This is a genomic window from Litoreibacter albidus, assembly GCF_900107015.1.
GTDB lineage: Bacteria > Pseudomonadota > Alphaproteobacteria > Rhodobacterales > Rhodobacteraceae > Litoreibacter > Litoreibacter albidus.
Map to the genome: position 1 here is coordinate 13,100 of NZ_FNOI01000009.1, position 18,056 is coordinate 31,155.

At 57.6% G+C, this 18,056-nt stretch carries 19 protein-coding genes; 6 read left to right on the plus strand and 13 right to left on the minus strand.

Features of this window, described 5'->3' with window-relative positions; genetic code table 11:
• Positions 1 to 2 precede the first annotated feature (2 nt).
• The 5 genes from BLW66_RS15995 (at position 3) to BLW66_RS16015 (ending at position 5,263) form a co-directional block, all read left to right on the plus strand.
• Positions 3 to 1,178, plus strand: coding sequence for a glycoside hydrolase family 88 protein (locus BLW66_RS15995; protein WP_211664284.1), 1,176 nt, complete (start codon positions 3 to 5; stop codon positions 1,176 to 1,178).
• 50 nt (positions 1,179 to 1,228) lie between these two features.
• Positions 1,229 to 2,347 carry an ABC transporter ATP-binding protein gene (locus BLW66_RS16000; protein ID WP_089948312.1) on the plus strand — a complete coding sequence of 373 codons (1,119 nt, stop codon included), beginning with the start codon at positions 1,229 to 1,231 and terminating at the stop codon, positions 2,345 to 2,347.
• 3 nt (positions 2,348 to 2,350) lie between these two features.
• Complete coding sequence (locus BLW66_RS16005; RefSeq protein WP_089948315.1) at positions 2,351 to 3,103, plus strand: DUF624 domain-containing protein; 753 nt, start codon at positions 2,351 to 2,353, stop codon at positions 3,101 to 3,103.
• A 22-nt stretch (positions 3,104 to 3,125) separates the two neighbouring features.
• Positions 3,126 to 4,382 carry an ABC transporter substrate-binding protein gene (locus tag BLW66_RS16010; RefSeq protein WP_089948319.1) on the plus strand — a complete coding sequence of 419 codons (1,257 nt, stop codon included), beginning with the start codon at positions 3,126 to 3,128 and terminating at the stop codon, positions 4,380 to 4,382.
• A 119-nt stretch (positions 4,383 to 4,501) separates the two neighbouring features.
• Positions 4,502 to 5,263, plus strand: coding sequence for an SDR family NAD(P)-dependent oxidoreductase (locus BLW66_RS16015; RefSeq protein WP_089948322.1), 762 nt, complete (start codon positions 4,502 to 4,504; stop codon positions 5,261 to 5,263).
• Between the two features lie 37 nt (positions 5,264 to 5,300).
• Here BLW66_RS16015 and BLW66_RS16020 read toward each other — a convergent pair whose 3' ends face one another.
• The 13 genes from BLW66_RS16020 to BLW66_RS16080 all read right to left on the minus strand — a co-directional run bounded on the left by BLW66_RS16020 (position 5,301) and on the right by BLW66_RS16080 (position 16,857).
• Positions 5,301 to 6,467 (minus strand): M20 aminoacylase family protein, encoded by a 1,167-nt coding sequence (locus BLW66_RS16020; protein WP_089948326.1) that lies wholly within the window; start codon positions 6,465 to 6,467, stop codon positions 5,301 to 5,303.
• Positions 6,468 to 6,526: 59 nt separating this feature from the next.
• A complete protein-coding gene (locus BLW66_RS16025) occupies positions 6,527 to 6,961 on the minus strand; it encodes a hypothetical protein (protein ID WP_089948329.1) in 435 nt (144 codons plus the stop codon).
• A complete protein-coding gene (locus tag BLW66_RS16030; RefSeq protein WP_089948331.1) occupies positions 6,958 to 8,115 on the minus strand; it encodes a M24 family metallopeptidase in 1,158 nt (385 codons plus the stop codon). Before BLW66_RS16030 ends, BLW66_RS16025 begins: the two co-directional genes overlap by 4 nt.
• Positions 8,116 to 8,125: 10 nt before the next feature.
• Complete coding sequence (locus tag BLW66_RS16035; RefSeq protein ID WP_089948334.1) at positions 8,126 to 9,436, minus strand: TRAP transporter large permease; 1,311 nt, start codon at positions 9,434 to 9,436, stop codon at positions 8,126 to 8,128.
• Positions 9,429 to 9,929 carry a TRAP transporter small permease gene (locus BLW66_RS16040; RefSeq protein WP_089948336.1) on the minus strand — a complete coding sequence of 167 codons (501 nt, stop codon included), beginning with the start codon at positions 9,927 to 9,929 and terminating at the stop codon, positions 9,429 to 9,431. Before BLW66_RS16040 ends, BLW66_RS16035 begins: the two co-directional genes overlap by 8 nt.
• Positions 9,930 to 10,009: 80 nt before the next feature.
• Positions 10,010 to 11,143 carry a C4-dicarboxylate TRAP transporter substrate-binding protein gene (locus BLW66_RS16045; protein ID WP_170833510.1) on the minus strand — a complete coding sequence of 378 codons (1,134 nt, stop codon included), beginning with the start codon at positions 11,141 to 11,143 and terminating at the stop codon, positions 10,010 to 10,012.
• A gap of 14 nt (positions 11,144 to 11,157) precedes the next feature.
• Positions 11,158 to 11,793: a TetR/AcrR family transcriptional regulator gene (locus tag BLW66_RS16050; RefSeq protein WP_089948344.1), complete on the minus strand. Its 636-nt coding sequence runs from the start codon at positions 11,791 to 11,793 to the stop codon at positions 11,158 to 11,160.
• A 172-nt stretch (positions 11,794 to 11,965) separates the two neighbouring features.
• Entirely contained in the window at positions 11,966 to 12,871 is a 906-nt protein-coding gene (locus tag BLW66_RS16055) for a MurR/RpiR family transcriptional regulator (protein WP_089948347.1), read from the minus strand.
• Between the two features lie 12 nt (positions 12,872 to 12,883).
• A complete protein-coding gene (locus BLW66_RS16060; RefSeq protein WP_089948349.1) occupies positions 12,884 to 13,702 on the minus strand; it encodes an MBL fold metallo-hydrolase in 819 nt (272 codons plus the stop codon).
• Positions 13,692 to 14,627: a phosphoglycerate dehydrogenase gene (locus tag BLW66_RS16065; protein WP_089948351.1), complete on the minus strand. Its 936-nt coding sequence runs from the start codon at positions 14,625 to 14,627 to the stop codon at positions 13,692 to 13,694. Before BLW66_RS16065 ends, BLW66_RS16060 begins: the two co-directional genes overlap by 11 nt.
• Positions 14,624 to 15,580 carry a shikimate dehydrogenase family protein gene (locus tag BLW66_RS16070; protein WP_211664285.1) on the minus strand — a complete coding sequence of 319 codons (957 nt, stop codon included), beginning with the start codon at positions 15,578 to 15,580 and terminating at the stop codon, positions 14,624 to 14,626. Before BLW66_RS16070 ends, BLW66_RS16065 begins: the two co-directional genes overlap by 4 nt.
• On the minus strand, positions 15,580 to 16,224 hold the full coding sequence (locus BLW66_RS16075) for a bifunctional 4-hydroxy-2-oxoglutarate aldolase/2-dehydro-3-deoxy-phosphogluconate aldolase (RefSeq protein WP_089948355.1): 645 nt from the start codon (positions 16,222 to 16,224) through the stop codon (positions 15,580 to 15,582). The genes BLW66_RS16070 and BLW66_RS16075 overlap by 1 nt, the downstream gene beginning before the upstream one ends.
• Positions 16,225 to 16,236: 12 nt before the next feature.
• A complete protein-coding gene (locus tag BLW66_RS16080; protein WP_089948358.1) occupies positions 16,237 to 16,857 on the minus strand; it encodes a glucose-6-phosphate isomerase family protein in 621 nt (206 codons plus the stop codon).
• Between the two features lie 314 nt (positions 16,858 to 17,171).
• On the opposite strand from BLW66_RS16080, the gene BLW66_RS16085 reads away from it, so the two are divergent.
• Entirely contained in the window at positions 17,172 to 18,056 is an 885-nt protein-coding gene (locus BLW66_RS16085) for a carbohydrate ABC transporter permease (protein ID WP_244508675.1), read from the plus strand.

Sequence of the window (18,056 nt, forward strand, 5' to 3'; positions counted from 1 at the left end):
CCGTGACAATCACATCCCCAAATATATCTGCAGTTGAGCCGCTTACCCCCGTGATGCAGCGCGACGCGATGACGGCGGCATGCGCACAGCTAAAGCATAGCTTGCCGATGTTCACTTTTGCGGCCCAAAACCATTCGAGTGTGAACAACGTCTACCCGGCCGTTGCGAATGATCAATGGACATCCGGTTTTTGGCCTGGGTCCTTGTGGCTGGCGTTTGAGGCGACCGATGACAAGACGTTCCAATATGCGGCGCAGGTGCAGGTGCAGGCCTTGTTGCACCGTATCGAAAACCGCATTGCGACTGATCACCACGACATGGGGTTCATGTATTCTCCGAGTTGTGTCGCGGCATGGAAGTTGGCGGGCGACGCCGACGGTCGGCGCGCGGCGTTGCTGGCAGCGGATCAGATGCTGGAGCGGTTTCAGGAGAAGGGCGCGTTTTTTCAGGCGTGGGGCGATATGGGCGCGCCTGACAATTACCGCTTTATCATCGACTGCCTGTTAAACTTGCCGCTGATGTTCTGGGCTACCAAGGAAACGGAAAACCCTGTCTATGCCGAATTGGCAAGGCGCCACATGCAAACATCCCTGACCCACTCCATCCGCGACGACCATTCGACGTTCCATACCATGTTTATGGACCGCGAAACGGGGGAGGCCGTTCGGGGCGCGACCCAGCAGGGCTATAGCGACACAAGCTCATGGGCGCGTGGACAAGCGTGGGCGATTACGGGCGTCGCATTTTTGTACCGGCTCGATCCAACACCCGAGTTGAAGACCACGTTCGACAACCTCTTGACCTACTATATGGAACGCCTTCCGTCGGATTTGGTGCCTTATTGGGACCTGATTTTCACCGACGGTGAGGAGCCTCGCGATAGTTCTGCCGCGGCGATTGTGTGCTGTGGTCTGCTGGAAATGGCGACCTGTGTGCCCGCCGATCAAGCAGCACCATTGCGCGACTTGGCGGAACGCATGCTGGGATCGTTGGCGCGCCACTATGCCGTGCGTGATCCCGCTGTCTCCAACGGTCTGCTTTTGCACGGCACCTACTCGAAAAAGACCCCCTACAACGGCTGCCGCGGCGAAGGCGTGGATGAGTGCGTGAGCTGGGGGGACTACTTCTACATGGAAGCACTGACGCGCCTGTCTGGCGACTGGTCACCCTATTGGTAAGCGCGACTGACCCGCGCGGCACATAGCAAGAAATAAAGAGAGACGGACAGATGGCCTCAATCACCTTAGATAAATTGAACAAGACCTACGGCGCGCTCACGGTTGTTCACGACATTGACCTGACAATTGCAGACAAGGAATTCATCATCTTGGTCGGCCCGTCGGGCTGCGGTAAGTCAACGACGTTGCGGATGATCGCAGGCTTGGAAGAAGTCTCTAGCGGTGATTTGGTCATCGGCGACACCATTGTGAATGACGTCCCCTCCAAGGACCGCGACATTGCTATGGTGTTCCAGAACTACGCGCTCTACCCCCATATGACCGTGTATAAAAACATGGCCTTCGGGCTAGAGCTACGTCGCGCCGATCGCGACGAGATCGACCGTAAAGTGCGCGATGCCGCAGAGGTACTGGACATTACGCACCTGCTGAACCGTAAGCCGAAAGCCCTGTCTGGCGGTCAACGGCAACGGGTGGCGCTAGGCCGTGCAATGGTGCGCTCGCCGGAAGTGTTCTTACTGGATGAACCGCTGTCCAACCTTGACGCCAAACTGCGGGCCGTGATGCGGGCCGAAATCACCAAACTTCACCGCAAACTGGACGCCACATTCGTCTACGTGACCCACGACCAGATTGAAGCCATGACCATGGCCGACCGGATCGTTGTGATGAACGATGGTCGCATCCAGCAGGTAGCCCCCCCGCAGGAGCTATATGACAACCCCGCGAACCTGTTCGTTGCTGGCTTCATTGGCGCGCCTCGCATGAATTTCTTCGACGCGGAAATTCGCCAGAGCGGCGATGAGTATGTCGCAATTGTTGATGGGGTATCCCTGCGCCTCCCCGACCGGTTCCCGCGCGAACGGCTGGCTGGCTATGTTGGCAAGGCGGTCACGCTTGGGCTTCGCCCAGAGGCATTCTTTGAAGCGCCACTGCCCGATCATGACCGTGACATGATGGTGGAGATGGGTGGCACCGTAGAGCTGTCCGAACCTATGGGCGCGGAGGTTCACCTGACGGTCTCCACGCCTAGCACCGAAATCATTGTCCGCCTGCCCCCGAAAGCTGCAATTCGTACGGGTGACCAAGTGTCCCTCTTTGTTGATGTGTCCATGACGCACCTCTTCGACACGGAGACCGGACGTTCGCTGATGGTCGCGGAGGCGTAACAGGTGAACTGGTGGCTTAACTTTTACTTCGGCGAGGGGCGGGGCATTCCTAAGGATGCGCCAGAACCAGTCGGCTGGCGCCGATTGTGGGCCACCGTCGCGCGTGAGTGGTGGGGGTTGATCCAGCTGAACCTGTTGTTCATCGGCACGGCACTGCCGCTTGTCACCTTACCGGCCGCGTTCGCGGCGATGACGGCTGTGCTGGCAACTATGGACGCGGATGAACCTTGCGAAGTCTGGCGCGATTACTGGCGCGGTTTCGCCCGCTCGTGGGCAACCGCAACGGCTCTGGGCCTTGGGTTCGGGGTGCTGATCGCTGCGGGTATATTCGTGGTGTCTTTCTATGCAGCCGCCGCAGCGGCGCAGCCGTTGCTTTATGCGTTGCCGTTGACGGTTGCTGCGGTTTGCACGGTTTTCATCGCAGTGACCGGCTGTGTCGCGCTGTTCTTGGCGGCAACCCATGTCGTTCCCGTGGGTGTCTTGCTGCGCAGCGCTGCGCTGACCGTCGTCATCCGGTTCTGGCCGCTCTCATTGGCCATGCTGGCGAACGCACTCATCTGGATCGCGCATGTTGTGGGCTACCCCGCAACGATCCTGCTGGCCGTTCTTTGTAACTTTTCTTTTGGCGCGTTGCTGCTGGTTTTTGCCTGCCGCAAAGCTGCTGACGATTGCATCGAATACACAATGAACCGTGCCGGATTGGCTGCATACCGGCAGCCGTCCGGCACCAATAAACGACCGGAAAATCCGGCTTAACCCAACTCTTGGAGGAGACAAAATGACCAATTCGCATACCTACACAATTGCCGGTCTGGCAATGATGTTCGGCCTAGGGGCCAGTGCAGCAATGGCGCAAGACACAACGCTGAACTGGGCAATCTGGGACTACGACAGCACGCCGTATTACCAACCGTTGATTGACGCTTACGAGGCCGCAAATCCCGATGTGAAGATTGAATACACTGATCTGGGCTCGTCTGATTACAATCAAATGATCATGACCCAACTGACTGGTGGCTCTAACGAGATCGACGTTGTGACCATTAAGGACATTCCCGGATACGCCAAAATGGTTAGCACTGGGCGGTTGAAAAACCTCTCGGAGATGGGTGCTATCCCAGCCGATACGAGCGCGTATGGCGGCCTGATTGAGACACTCGCCCTAGATGGCGCGGTCTACGGTTTGCCGTTCCGGACGGATTTCTGGATCCTGTATTACAACAAGGATCTGTTTGATGCCGCTGGCGTTGACTACCCGAGCAATGACATGACGTGGAGTCAGTTTGACGAAAAGGCCCGCGCGGTGACGTCGGGGTTTGGCGCGAACAAGGTGTACGGCACGCATCTGCACACGTGGCGCTCGACCGTGCAATTGCCCGCGATCCAAAGCGGGGAACGTACGCTCGTGGCCGATGATTATGGGTTTCTTAAGCCATGGTATGAGCGCGCGTTGTCCCTGCAGGAGGACGGTATTATCCGCTCTTACGGTTCTTTGAAGACGTCGCAGACCCATTATTCGGGGCCGTTCTTCAACAGCCAAATCGCGATGTTGCCAATGGGATCATGGTTCATCGGCACCCAGATCGACAAAGTTGCTTCGGGTGAAAGCACGGCGGTCAATTGGGGCATCGCCTCTTTCCCCGTCCCTGATGGTGTTGCGGCCGGTGCCACGTCCGGTCAGGTCACTTCGCTTGGCATTAACACGAACTCGGCCAATGCAGACGCGGCAGAGGATTTCATCTCTTGGGTGTCGGGGCCAGAGGGCGCGGCCGTGATGGCCAGCGTTGGCAACATCCCCGCGATGCGCGACGATGCCGTTCTGGAAACGATCACCTCGCGCGACGGCTTCCCGCAGGATGAGACGAGCGCAGGTGCGCTGGTAACGACTGCGTCCTATCTGGAAATGCCAGTGCATCCCAAAGCCGCCGAATACGAATTGGTGCTGAACCGTGTCCATGACGCGCTGATGACGGAAAACATTTCGGTGGATGACGCCATCGCCGAAATGAACGCCGGTGTCGCCGCCATCGACTGACGCACCAAGAGTGCGGGGGGCGGTGTCCTCGCCCCCCGCACTCACCTTGATCTTTGTTGGTCGACATTCTGTCGGCCCGCTTCATAAAGTATGAGATAGCAACCCGCCGGAGACCGCTAATGACTATGTTTGACCTTTCAGGCAAAACCGCCGTTGTGACAGGGGCGAAGCGCGGCATTGGTCGTGCAATGGCAAAAGCCTTGGCTGATGCGGGTGCCGACATCGTGGGTGTCAGTGCGTCGCTAGAGGCCGAGGGGAGCGCGGTGGGTGCGGATGTCGCCGCCACTGGGCGCAACTTCACCGCCTATCAATGCGACTTTAAGGACCGTGCTGCGGTCCATGCCTTTGCCGACCAATTAACCAAGGACGGGGTTGAGCCGGATATCCTGATCAACAACGCAGGTACGATCCTGCGCAAGCCCGCTGCCGAGCACGACGACGAGCTTTGGGATACTGTTATAGAGGTCAACCTGAATGCGCAGTTCGTGCTAAGTCGCGAAATCGGGCGCGGGATGGTGGCCCGTGGGTCGGGGAAGATCATCTTTACCGCGTCTTTGCTGACGTTTCAGGGCGGGATTACTGTTCCGGGCTACGCGGCGTCCAAGGGTGGGATCGGCCAGCTGACCAAAGCATTGGCAAACGAATGGGCGCCGCACGGTGTCAACGTGAATGCCATCGCACCTGGCTATGTGGCGACGGATAACACGCAAGCCCTTCAGGAAGACGCTGACCGCTCACGCTCCATTCTGGAGCGCATCCCCGCCGCGCGTTGGGGTGCCCCTGAAGATTTCGCCGGACCCGCCGTTTTCTTGTCCTCGGCGGCGTCCGACTACGTTCACGGCCATATCCTGACTGTAGACGGCGGCTGGATGGCGCGATAACTGCAGCCGCCATCCGAGCCGCTGCAGTGTAATTTTCTTAGGCCGATGGCATCCGGCTTTCGGCCATCCCGACAAGCCAACTGCACCCCAGCGGGATGATGTCATCGTTGAAATTGTATTGTGGGTGGTGAACCGTGGCCCCCTCGCCTGCGCCTAAGAAGACGTAAGCCCCCGGACGTGCGTTCAGCATGTAGGAGAAGTCCTCCCCGCCCATCAACGGTGGGGTGTCATCATTCACATCCGGTGTCACCTCACGCGCGACATCCGCCGCGAAAACGGCATGTTCGGCAGAATTCACTGTGACTGGGTAGCCGATTTCATACTCGATCTCTGCGCTGCACCCGTAAGCTTCGGCGGTCGCATTAACGATTTTCAGGAACCGTTCGCGTACCGCCATGCGGATGTCCTCGTCCAATGTGCGGACGGTACCCGATATTTTAACAGTTTCGGGGATCACATTGGTCGCTTCGGAATCCGAATGCATAGAACAAACCGACACGACAACCTGCTTGAGCGGGTCCACGTTCCGGCTGGCGATTGACTGCAACGCCAGCAAGACGTGGGCGGTGGTCAGGTTAGGATCGATTGCATCATGTGGCATCGCGGCGTGGCCGCCCTGCCCGCGGATAGTGACGTAGAACTGGTCTGCCGCCGCCATAAACGCGCCGGGTCTGGTTAGAAACTTGCCCGCTGGCATTCCAGGCTGGTTGTGCATGCCGTAGACTTCTTGAATGTTCCAACGATCCATCATGCCGTCTTTGACCATCTCGTTGCCGCCGCCGCCGTTCTCCTCGGCTGGTTGGAAAATAACGACGACTGTGCCATCAAAATTGCGCGTCTCTGCAAGGTATTTGGCTGCACCGAGGAGCATCGCGGTGTGGCCGTCGTGACCGCAGGCGTGCATTTTTCCCGCGTTTTTGCTCGCGTAATCCAAGCCGGTGTCTTCAAGAATTGGTAGGGCATCCATGTCGGCACGAAGTCCGATCACGCGGCCGGACGTATCAGTTTTACCCTTAATCACACCAACGACGCCGGTTTTTCCGACGCCGCTTGTGACGTCATCGACACCAAATGCGCGCAGCTTTTCGGCCACAAAGGCCGCTGTTTCATGCACCTCAAAACCAAGCTCTGGGTTCTGGTGCAGGTGGTGGCGCCACTCCGTGATCTCTGGGTGCATTTCAGCTAATCGGTTTTTAATAGGCATAGAGTTATCCTTATCTCAAAGCGTTCAATGTATTGGGTGAATTTTCGCGGCGTTGCGGATCAGGTTTGATCTGTCATCAAAGCCTGTTCAATCTCTGCCGCAATGTGGTCAATGGATTTCAATGGCGGGGTGTCCGTGTAGAGGCAGTTAACACTCGCGATTGTGACGCCGTCCCGTTTCAACGGCACGTTCAGGATCGCTGTGATGCCAGCCGCTAAAATCACATCCTCGTCCCAGAAAATCTCTTTGATCTCTTCGGGGGTCGCGGAAAAGGATACCTCCGCGTTGAGGTACAACTTATCGTAGAGATAGCCCGCCGGAATCTCCTTGTCGCCGTCGAGCGGGAAAACATCGCGCAGATTGCTGAATAGGCGCCGTGCGAGGTGCCCGCCTTCATAATAGGCCAGCACCGTGATATAGGTGCTGCCCGCGCCGATTAGGGCCTTTTCGGATCTGGGGTCAATGTCGGCGGGATTGTATAAAAGCGCGCTCATAGTGTCAGTTCCTCAAGTGTTTCGGGGCTGTGTGTCAACTGGACGAGGCCATCGTCGATTGTGACAACCGTATCAGAGAAACGAAAGCCGCCAAGGCCGGGAAAGTAGATGCCAGGTTCAATGGTGTAGACCATGCCCGGCTCTACGACGCGCATGTCACCTTCCGCCAGAAAAGGACCCTCATGTGCTGTCACACCCAAACCATGCCCCGCGCGATGACGGAACGCGTGCATCACATCGTGCTTCTCGTAAACCTCGGTCACGGCGCGGTCGATGTCGCTCATCACAGCGCCCGGTTTAGTGAGCTCATATGCCCGCTGGCGCGCCTCCATCATGATGTCGAAGGGGCGCCGCGCCTCTTCCGGTACATGGTTGATGAAAAATGTGCGCTCGATCTCTGCACCGTAGCCATTCAGCAGCGAGTTGAAGACCGAGATATGCGGCCCGCCGTCGCGCATTGTCATGTCGAGATCGGAGAAATTATGCGGGTCGTAGGATGCCGCTGCGTTTTGAAACATCGTGTGGATCGAAGTGGCGAACGGGTTGAGTGCGGGATCGTCCTTCACCAGATTTTCAAACAGTGTCTTGCCCGAGGTGCCGTTGACCTGTGCCTGTGTCACGCCCTCGCCTGCGTTTTCAAGAAACTGAATATGGGCTTCGCTTACCAACCGGCAGGCGTAGGCGATCCGGCCCAGCTCGTACTCGGATTTCACGGCGCGGATGTCGTCGATGAGCGTCGATATCTCTACGCGTGGCCCGATCTCGTTTGAGATCATCAGGGGGCAAGTCGGCTCCACCGCAATCTTCTCCGACCCTGTTGGCAGTAGTTCGCCAAATGCGTCGTTCCAGCGCTTGCCGACGGGCGCGGGAAATTCAGTGTAGGTGACGAACTCGACGTCACCGATGCTACGGGCGGTCACGTGATCCAGCTCAAGGCGTGGCATCAGGAACGTCAGTCGCCCCTTCGCAGGGACGAACAGGATGAAGGGGCGCTCGTGTACGTAATTGGCGAAGTTGGTGAGCCATAGAACGTTGGACGGGTCGGCCATGACGTAGCCGGAAAAGCCCTGTTCGCGCATGTGTTCCTGCAATCGGTCGAGCCGGCTTTGCATTTCAGCGGTTGATGGTTTTGCAAAAGTTTCGACGATGTTCATTTTTAGGTCCTTACTTCATGAGTGTAGGCAGCCACAAAGTGATCGCAGGGAATGCAATCAATATGGCGAGCGTTAAGACGTCCATGGCGATGAACCAGGTTACGCCACGCAAGATTTTGGGAAGGGCGATACGCCCCGACAGCGAGCTATGGATGACGAAAATGTTCAGCCCGACGGGTGGTGTGATGAGGCCAATTTCTAGCAGTTTGATCAGAATGATCCCGAACCAGATCAGATCAATGTCCATGGAAATTGCGATTGGCAGAATGAGCGGGGCCGTGAGCAGCAGCAGACCGATTGAGTCGATGAACATCCCCAAAACAATATAGAGGACCGACACTGACAGGATGAGTACCAACGGCCCCCCCGCGCCGTCTGCAAACAGATCGCGCAACATGTTGCTAATGCCTGCAATAGCAACATAACGGGTCAGAAGCGCACCGCCGACGACGATTATAAATATTGCCGTGAAGGACAGCGCCGTCTGTTTCACCGCGCGCCAGAACGGGGCCCAATGAAACGTGCCGTTGACCATTGCGATGACAACCGCGCCGAGCGCCCCTAGCGCGCCAGCTTCGGTGGGTGTCGCTATCCCAAAGGAAATGCTGCCCATTACAATCCCGATCAACACCGGAAGCGGCAAGAGTGACACCAGCATAGGTCCGATTGGCTGCTTGTCTTCCGGCGGCAGCGTGCCGCCTGCCAACATCGGGTTGGCCTTACAACGCATCATGATCATCGCCATGTAGATTGCCACCGACAGCAGACCGGGTAGCGCACCGGCTAGGAATAATCCGCCAATCGAAACTTCGGCGTATACCCCATACAAGATCATGAGGATGCTTGGCGGGATCAGAGACCCCAGCGTGCCCGACGCCGCAACCGTGCCACAGGCGAGGCCTTCGTCATATTTAGCGCGCAGCATTTCTGGAATGGCGATGCGTGACATCGCAGCAGCGGTTGCGACTGACGATCCAGATGCCGCAGCGAAAAGAGCACTCGCGAGCACGCTGGCACAAGCCAGCGCACCGGGTAATTTCGACAAAAGCGAGCGGCACGCGTTAAATAGCCCCTTCGTCAATCCGGTCTCCGCTGCAACAAATCCCATCAGCAAGAACATCGGAACAGCAGAGAAGCTCCAGTTTGTTGCAAGCTCATATGGCAACCGCGCGATGGACCCGATAGCGGCGCGTAAGCTTGCCTCGTAAGCGATGCCGAAGAACGACACTGATATGAGCGCCAACCCGATGGGAACACGAATGGCGATCAGGGCAAGCAGTGCCGAGAAGGCGCAAATGATAGAGATCAGCTGTTCACTCATGGTCAGCCCCAGTATTGAAGAGACGCTGGAGCGTCAGCAAAAGCGCGGCGATGATGCCCATGAAAAACGCCACTGGCATGATCCAACGCACCGGCCAGATTGGCAAAAGGTTCACGCCCATGGCCAGTTCGCCAGCGGTGGTCGACGTCATCGCCTGCTTGAAGGAGTAGTAGGTCAGCACGGCATAGATCAGACAGGCCAGCATTCCCGCAACTAGTGTTGATAGCTTTTGAACGGGGCTGGGCATCAGGTTGTAGAGCAGTTCTGTGTCAATATGCTCGCCCCGCAGCTCCAGCATTGCTAGCGGCAGGAAAGCCATCGGGATCATGTAGTAGTAGGACACAATTTCGATCGTTGAACTGAACGGTGCATTGAAAGCCGCCCGCATAACCACGTCCATGGAAACCGTTACCAGAATGGCCAAAACGGCAATTGCGCTAATCGCCAGTTGGAGTGCGGCCAGTTGGCCGACGAACCTTGTCGCCCTGTGCATGTTAGCCTCGCTGTGGGGAAGAAGGCCGGGCCACCGTGGCCCGGTCCGTTAACGCGTATGCAAAAGACTGAGGTGTCTGATTACTGCGCGGGGTAGGTTTCGACGTCGACTTTGTCGAAAATCTCAGTGCGCAACATTTCCGCATAAGTGGCTTCGTCGTCAGCGGGAACATCAGCCAAGCGGGCTTCCCACTTCTCGATGGTTGACTTGAAGCGCCTTAATACGTCGGCGGGACTGTTTAGCCCGAACGTTTCGGCTGCGATGGTTTCAGCAACTTCGGACTGCTTCTCACGATAGGCAACAATGGAGTCGACCAAGTCAGCCTCGGGCTGGTGAAACTCAACACCTGCCTCAACTAGTTTTTCGCGGGCTTCGTCCTCCGCGACGATAAGACCGCGCACGATATACGCAGCAATCGCGTCAGCTTTGGCGTCGAACAGAACGCGGCGCTGCTCGGGCGATAGTTCAGCCCAGCTTTGCGGGTTGTAGGCCCAACCGAAACCGGACCAGAACAGCGTGATCGGCAGGTCGGTCACATGCGGCGCGACTTCATAGACCTTGTTGGAAAACGTGTCGGACAAGGTCGTCGTCGTGCAATTCAACGCGCCTTTGTCGAGGGCCCCGTATTGCTCCGGCAGGCTCAGGGCGACTGTCACGGCACCTTCACCGTTTGCCCAAGCCGCAGGCGCACGGCCGGGAAGACGCAGCTTTGCACCTTTGAGGTCGTCTAATGTCGCAATCTTTTTATTGCAGATTAGCCGGTATTGACCGGTCACAAAGCCGCCGCCAAAGACCACACGGTTCTTCTTCCATTCCGCCAGCATGTCAGGGTCCGTTAACCCGAACTCTGTTGTGGCGGCGATGATGACGCGAGGGTCGGAGTATAGCATCGCGAGCTCTTCCAACGAGTTGGACACGGCAAGCTCTGTCGGCGTGTACTGGCCCATATGCGTGGATAGGTCGACGATACCATCGGCCAGTTCGGCCATTGCGCCGCGTGGGGTGAGCATGCTGGAACCAACCTCGGCTTCCACGTCTAAAATTCCTGCGGCCCGCTTGTTGGCGGCTTCGGCAAAGAATGTGTGAAAATAGACCGATGCCTGATGCGCCGGTGGCGCCCAAGTCGCGGCCTGAATGCGGTCACGCGCAACGCCAGCACCCGTCATAACGCCAAGCGCGACGGCCCCGACCAAAAAGTTTTTAAGCAATGTCATGTCTTCTCCCCTTTTCATTTCAGTGTCGTGATTTTGGGTGCCAACGGCCGCACTTGGGCGTCACTCAGGAAGGTTCTCTCGAACCCTTCGCAATGTAGTTGCGTCGCTTTTTTGGTGGTGCCGAAGGAGGTTGCCAGGGCATGCCCTCTCATTGCGTTCGAGGCCAGCGCCCAATGTGTGCGGGCGTCTTGTGCGGATAGGTTTGGCAAATCAAAAGTATCGATCCAGAAATCAGCCAAGGCAGCGCGCCATGTTTCAATAGCCGGGGCAATCAGGTCCGCGAGGCTGTATCCGTTGCGCATGGCTAAGGAAATTTCTAGGCACCCTATGACCAGATCGCTCGACATAATGGCAGTGATGTCGGCGACAAATTTGGTTTTGGTAATGTGGCCGTTCTGAAGTGCACGGCCGGTTTCCTGCATGGCTTGGGTGAACTCGACCAGAACATCCTCAAAAGCCGCCGCGACCAGATGGTCCTTAGACGGAAAGTGGTGAAACATCGCGCCTTTTGATACGCCTGCATCGTCTTGAATCGACTGTATGGATAGCCCGTTGAAGCCACGTTTGATCAACTGATCTTTCGTGGCTTTTTTCAATACCCGGATCGTACGCTCCGCATTTCTGATCCTGACCAACTTCTTTTCAGCCATGTCTTTGAGCCTCCCCCAGCTTTGACGTTAAGTCACAGTATACCGACCGGACGGTTTGTAAAGAAATTATTTACACTTTTTGGGGTGCGTAGAGGCGCAAATTTTATTGTTAAAAATCAATGCCTAAGTAGGGTTCCGGCCAACAAGCCCGAAAGGCCTAGCTCTATGGTCGTCAGGAATTGCTCTCGTCGCTTACCACATTTGCGCCAGAAATTGTGCCGCGCAGTAGGGTCAGGCGGGCCTTCATTCTGGTGATGCGTTGGTGATGCGACTCGTCGCGACGAAGGCTCACCGCTGTTGAGAGTATGTCGATGACGACCAGATGCGACAGGCGCGACACGGTGGGCGTATAAAGGTCGGTGTTCTCCAGCGTTTCCACGACAAGCGCGACATCGCAGTGATCGAGCATCGGGCCGTGCTGGCCTGTGATCCCGATGGTTGCCGCCCCGTTGGATCGCGCAACTTCGAGCGCGGTGACGATCTCGTGGGTGTGACCCGTGTTGGAGATGCCCACCGCCACGTCACCCGCGCCCAGCATTTCGGCCGTCATATACATTTGGTGGGCGTCTGCAGGGGCACCGCAGGGCGCCGCGAAAAGGGGGAACTTTTGTTGTGCATCACGCGCGACGATACCCGATGCGCCAAACCCGAAAAACTCGATCCGCCGTGCGCCCGCTAATACGTCAACCGCCGCGCATACGGCCCGCTCGTCCAGCTTGCTTTGTGCCCAATTCAGGTTGGATAGATTGTAGTCGAAAATCTTGGTCATCACGGCGCCAAGGTCGTCATCTTCGGTGATAGCGGTGTGTGATGTGCTGCGCGCGAAAGCCATGGACCGCGCCAGTTTCACGCGCAAATCCCTGAAGCCGTCGCAACCAACGGCGGCGCAGAACCGGATCACTGTGGGTTCGCTCACCTCGGCGGCGTTGGCCAGTTGGGCCAAAGTCATGGAAACCACATCTTCGGGTTTCTCGAGGACAACTTCCGCCACCCTGCTGTCAGATTTGCGCAGCGTATCCCGTAGTCGCACGATGGTCTCTAGCAGGTTGTCGTCGAAGCTGCTTGTCTTGGCGTCCATCGCGCTTGTCCTTCAGGGCAGTATCCGCAGGAAACTCCCTGCCTCGGGGCGTAACACCTTTGGTCTAGACGTTCGGGCCGCCAAGGTATCAATATCAGCGGTTTCCGCAGTGTTGAATGCAAACATACCAAAATGATGTGGGACGAGAAAGGCGCAATTCCGCGCCAGATGAGCGGCCTCTTCCAGCGTAAAGTTGCCGGGTATGTTCGCGGCGCGCCGCTTTGCGTCACGTCCGTTCACGGGCAACAGTGCAACGTCAGGGGCAAAGCTTTGGACCAGCCCGTCCAATAGATCAAAGGGCACGCTATCGCCTGAATGGTAGAGCTTTAGGCCCGTCGCTTTTATCCCGTAGCCAAGGTATCGGTCGCGGCCGTCCGCGTCGCGTTCGCGGATTTCGTGTGCAGCGGGAAAAACTTCAATCTCCAACCCATCCAAAGGGGAGAAGCGATCCCCTGCCAATGCTGGCCATAGCTCTGCGCTGACGCCGATCCGCTCCCGCGCCGTTTCCAGTTCGGCCGCTGGCACGACGAAGGTGAGGTCGGGAAACCTGTCTCGTAAGGGCATCAACGTGTCAGGATCCATGTGATCCGTGTGCGCATGGGTTACCAGCACCAAATCTGGGCGCGGAAGCTCTGCGACCGTCACTGGGGGCGGCATCATGCGCAGGTGCGGATAGGCCGTCCCTGCGTATTTACGCGCCAGGCTGTCGGACAGATACGGGTCAATTAAAATCCGGTGCACGCCTGTGTCAATCCAGAACCCCGCTTGCCCCAGCCAGTACAAACCGGCCACGCCTTTTGGTGGAAATCCTATCGTTGGTTCAAGCTTCATGGCGGGCCAACACGTCCAGCAGGTTATCGACGGCACGGCGCGTAGAGCGCTCTACCGATTGTCGTGTGAAGCCGCCAATATGGGAGGTTGTCACAACCCGATTATGACGCAGCAATGCGGTCAGCTCTGGCGGCTCTGTCGGGAACACATCTGTGGCGTAAGCCCCCACCCGCCCGCTATCGAGGGCCGCAAGCATCGCGCGGTCGTCGATCAGGCCAGCGCGCGCGGTGTTAACCACTACTGCGCCCTGCGCCATCTTCTCCAGTTGCGATGCCCCGAGCAGCGGTCTTCCGTCCTGCGGCATTGGCGCGTGAAGGCTAACAACATCCGCGTCAGTCAGCGCTGTGGCAAGGTCTGTCCGCTCAAAGTTGGGGTGACCGCATGCGCCTTCCGGTGCGAAAGGGTCGAAGCCGCGCACCCGTGCGCCCAAGGCCAGACAGAACTCCGAGAAAGCCGCACCTATCGCGCCAAGACCGACAACACCGATGCGCGCGCCTTGAATTTCATGCCCTGCGCGACGTGGCCACACGCCCTGTTGCAGTCCGGTGTGGGTGGGTACGATATCGCGAAGCCCCGCAAACGTCAGGGCAAGGGCAAGCTCCGCGACCCCACGCGCGTTGGTGCCTTCGGCGCGGCGCACAGCGATGCCGCGCGCTTCCAGTGCAGGCATCGGAAGATTGTCTATTCCGGTGCCGTTACGACTAATGACGCGCAGGTGCGGGGCAGCGGAAATTACCGCCTCGGAGATCGGCTCGACCCCTGCCAACCACCCTACGCAACTGGGCACTGCGGCCAGCAGTTGTTGCTCGCTCGGCGTTGCGCCAGGCGCTGGCATGACAAGCTCAAATCCGGCGTCCTGCAACGGGCGCAACGCGGGGTGTCCGCCGTTCGACAGGGACCGAGGGGTAATCATGATGCGGTTCATGATGCGCGCCCCGATGCTTGCGCTGCGATGCGGGAAATGGCGTCGAATTCCGGGCCGCTGGTTGCGATCTCTATATTGAAGACCTCTGCAATGACCTGCGTCCAGCCGTGGATGAAATACGTCCAGCCATCCTCTATCTGCAAGGTTTTGGCGGCTTCCTGTGCTTTGGCTTGGTCGAGGAAAATCAACTCGCCTCGGTAATTTAGCTCCCACACAATGCCATTTTGCGGGAACGGGCCTTTGAACGACAGCGGGGATCCGGGCGCGTCCTTTCCAAGACCTGTCGCATTGATGATGAGCGACCCTGGTTTCAACCCAGCCATCGCAAGGTCATTGTCTTTCGGCGTCTCCGCGACAATGTACTCGCAGGGGATATCGCTGCCGATTTGCTCATGGATCTTGCGAATATGCTCAAGGCGCGGGGCGCTTCGGTTGGTCACGACGATGCGGCTGGGTCTATTGGCGCCGCGCGCCGCCTGCATCAGATGCCAGGTGAGCGCGATGGTCGACCCCCCTGCCCCCATAGATAGCACTTCCGCGCCCGTGTTGGAAAAGTGATCAACCGGCAGAAAGCCATCAAGCGCAAGGCCCGATGAGATCGGGTCTTTAGCATGGCAAATCAGCTGCCCATCCCGCTTTGAGAGGCAGGATGTTTCGGCCATGAGCTCCGCATGAGAGTCGATAACATCGAACATGTCGCGACATGCGGCGAAGAGATCGAGTTTATGGGTGGTCACAAGCGCACCCAATGACAGCGGGTCGGACTTCAAGAAATCCACGACAGCGCGATACGTCTCCGGCGCGTCATGCGGGACAAGGTCGATCCCCCGAATTTCAACATCCCCGAGGCCAAGGTAGTCGGCCCACTTCGGGAACACCTTCATGATGGAGGAGCTGCCAGTGGTGACGCCGATAAAGTAGAAAGTCGGGCGCGTGGCGGGTGTAAGCTGCATCACGCCCCCCGAATGTCTTGCACACGCGCGACAGCGGCGCGGGCGTTCTGCGAAATCTTATCCCAGTTCTTTGCTGCAATGTCGTCGCGGGTGGCAATCCACGTGCCACCAACCGCACGTACCTGTGGCAGGGAAAGCCAGTCTGCCAAATTGTCAGGGGTCACGCCGCCGGTCGGATTAAATCCGATGCCAGTATGCGCATAAGGCGCGGAGATGTTTTTCAGCATGGCTGGCCCACCCGCGGGCATTGCTGGAAAGAACTTTACCATCTCACATCCGTGGCGCAGGGCAATCTGCAATTCCGACGGCGTCATCACACCCGGGGCGAACGGCAGGCCAATCTTCCTCGCGTGGGCCAAGACAGCGGCATCAATTCCGGGCGAGAGGGCGAACTGCGAACCGGCAGCCAGCGCAGCATCCGCCTGCGCTTCGGTCAGTACGGTGCCCGCTCCGACGATCATATCTGGGCGCTCGTTGGTAATGGCTTTGATAATGGCACTCGCCGCGTCCGTGCGGAAGGTGATTTCTGCCAGCGGTAAGCCGCCCGCGATCAGCGCATCGGCAAGGGGGATTGCATCAGCGGCGTCGTCAATTGCGATGACTGGCACGACGCCGTGGTTCGAAAGGGTGTCGAAAATATTCATGGGTTTGATCCGTTAATCAGTTGTGGAATAAATGCGTGCGATCTCATCCGCATCGCGGGGGCGGTAGGAGGTGTTGTCGATGGCGCTCCAGTCGTCGCCATTCGCGACGATCCGCTTCGCCATGCCGCCAGAGCGAGCGATGACCCCGTAGTCCTGCCCGGAATCGCTGGGGTAGCAGAAGCTCATCACCAAGGGCGTGTCGCCCGTGTTGACGGAGCGGTGAATCCAGAGCGGCGGCACATAGATCAGCACTTTGGGGCTGATCTCCATGATCTTGGTCTCGCCCTCTGGCGTTTCCAGCAGCATGACGCCCTGACCGCTCTCCCCGTAATAGGTTTCGGGGCGATTTGCCCGTGCGTGGATGTGGCCACGCGTCATGAAGTACTCGCCACCAATTTGACCCGGCTCCATAAAGGTGGTGCCAAAAATCAAGTCGCCTTGTGTCGCCGTTGGTCTCGCCTCATGGACGGTATAGACGATGCGGTCCCCCGCGCCGGATGCCGCGTGCTCAAAAGCTTGCGCGTTGCCGTAAATGCCCGCGAGATCTTTGAGCCGTTTTTCATAGTGTCCAGTGGCGTTGCTCATCGAGCCAGTCGATGGGTCGATTCTGTGGGTGGTCGGTATTTGGTGCATTCTGTGCTCCCGTACATATTTGGTAGTAAAGCTACACATATGGCACGAGGCGTGCAACACATTTGACTTGGCGGGCGCGGTATTGGGCGGGATTGAGCGGACGTGAATGACTTCAGGGCGCGGTTTTCTGCAAAGTATAACCATGTTTAAAAGGATTTAATTTACCTTCTAACCTACTCGCTTGGGTGGCGTGGCTATTTCGACTGCCTCCACCCGAATGGATGCCCGCAAACTTTTTTGGTAGTTTTGCTACTTTATTTGTTGATTCCAAATTTAAGCTGGGCCATGCTCCCGGGTAACGGAGGACACGCAACATGAGCCAAATTCCACAGCTTGATAGGGTGAAGTACGCCTTCATCTTTCCGGCTTTCCTGTTGGTGCTGACCATCACCCTTTTCCCGCTGATCTACGCGCTGGTCGTGTCATTCCAGACGATCCGCATCGTGCCGCCCGTCCCTGCAAAATTTGTGGGCTTCGATAACTACGTCGAAATCCTTGGCTCCGCACGCTTCTGGGGGTCAATCCAAGTCACCGCGATGATCGTTTTGATCTCTGTCGCTATTCAATACGTTTTGGGGTTCGCTCTGGCGTTGGCGTTGCATCACAACGTACCGGGCGCCAGCCTGTACCGTGTCAGCTTTTTGCTGCCGATGTTCCTTGCCCCAGTCAGCGTGGCGCTTATTGCGCGTATGCTGTTTCACCCAGTCCTTGGGCCGGTGAATGAATTTTTCACCATGTTTGGCTTGGAAAACCTGCCCTTCCTGACGTCCCCCAATTTTGCCATCGCCACATTGATCACTGTGGAAATCTGGCAATGGACCCCGTTTGTTGTGTTGTTGATGCTCGCGGGCTTGCAGGGGCTGCCGACCGAAGTGTTCGAGGCCGCGCGGGTTGATAGCATTTCAGCGTGGCGCAGATTTCGCGACCTCACCTTTCCAATGCTCTTGCCGCTGTCTGTGGCGGTTGTGTTCATCCGCCTGATCGAGGGATTCAAGATCATCGACACCGTGTTTGTGCTCACCGGCGGCGGTCCCGGCACGTCGACGGAAACCTTGACCCTCTTCGCCTACAACGAGGGCTTTAAGAAGTTCAACATCGGCATGACCTCGGCGCTGAGCTTCCTGTTCCTGATTGTAGTGATCCTGTTCGGCACGATCTATCTCGCTGTCGCCCAACGCATGATCCGGAGGTACCAGTGA

Bases quoted from the DNA above. Each gene is read 5' to 3' on its own strand.
- BLW66_RS16065 (WP_089948351.1), bottom strand. From the start codon at position 14,627: ATGAACCGCATCATGATTACCCCTCGGTCCCTGTCGAACGGCGGACAC.
- BLW66_RS16025 (WP_089948329.1), bottom strand. From the start codon at position 6,961: ATGAGCGCGCTTTTATACAATCCCGCCGACATTGACCCCAGATCCGAA.
- BLW66_RS16075 (WP_089948355.1), bottom strand. From the start codon at position 16,224: ATGAATATTTTCGACACCCTTTCGAACCACGGCGTCGTGCCAGTCATC.
- BLW66_RS16070 (WP_211664285.1), bottom strand. From the start codon at position 15,580: ATGCAGCTTACACCCGCCACGCGCCCGACTTTCTACTTTATCGGCGTC.
- BLW66_RS16045 (WP_170833510.1), bottom strand. From the start codon at position 11,143: ATGACATTGCTTAAAAACTTTTTGGTCGGGGCCGTCGCGCTTGGCGTT.
- BLW66_RS16085 (WP_244508675.1), top strand. From the start codon at position 17,172: ATGAGCCAAATTCCACAGCTTGATAGGGTGAAGTACGCCTTCATCTTT.
- BLW66_RS16010 (WP_089948319.1), top strand. From the start codon at position 3,126: ATGACCAATTCGCATACCTACACAATTGCCGGTCTGGCAATGATGTTC.
- BLW66_RS16050 (WP_089948344.1), bottom strand. From the start codon at position 11,793: ATGGCTGAAAAGAAGTTGGTCAGGATCAGAAATGCGGAGCGTACGATC.
- BLW66_RS16015 (WP_089948322.1), top strand. From the start codon at position 4,502: ATGACTATGTTTGACCTTTCAGGCAAAACCGCCGTTGTGACAGGGGCG.
- BLW66_RS16055 (WP_089948347.1), bottom strand. From the start codon at position 12,871: ATGGACGCCAAGACAAGCAGCTTCGACGACAACCTGCTAGAGACCATC.
- BLW66_RS16020 (WP_089948326.1), bottom strand. From the start codon at position 6,467: ATGCCTATTAAAAACCGATTAGCTGAAATGCACCCAGAGATCACGGAG.
- BLW66_RS16035 (WP_089948334.1), bottom strand. From the start codon at position 9,436: ATGAGTGAACAGCTGATCTCTATCATTTGCGCCTTCTCGGCACTGCTT.
- BLW66_RS16080 (WP_089948358.1), bottom strand. From the start codon at position 16,857: ATGCACCAAATACCGACCACCCACAGAATCGACCCATCGACTGGCTCG.
- BLW66_RS16030 (WP_089948331.1), bottom strand. From the start codon at position 8,115: ATGAACATCGTCGAAACTTTTGCAAAACCATCAACCGCTGAAATGCAA.
- BLW66_RS16060 (WP_089948349.1), bottom strand. From the start codon at position 13,702: ATGAAGCTTGAACCAACGATAGGATTTCCACCAAAAGGCGTGGCCGGT.
- BLW66_RS16000 (WP_089948312.1), top strand. From the start codon at position 1,229: ATGGCCTCAATCACCTTAGATAAATTGAACAAGACCTACGGCGCGCTC.
- BLW66_RS16040 (WP_089948336.1), bottom strand. From the start codon at position 9,929: ATGCACAGGGCGACAAGGTTCGTCGGCCAACTGGCCGCACTCCAACTG.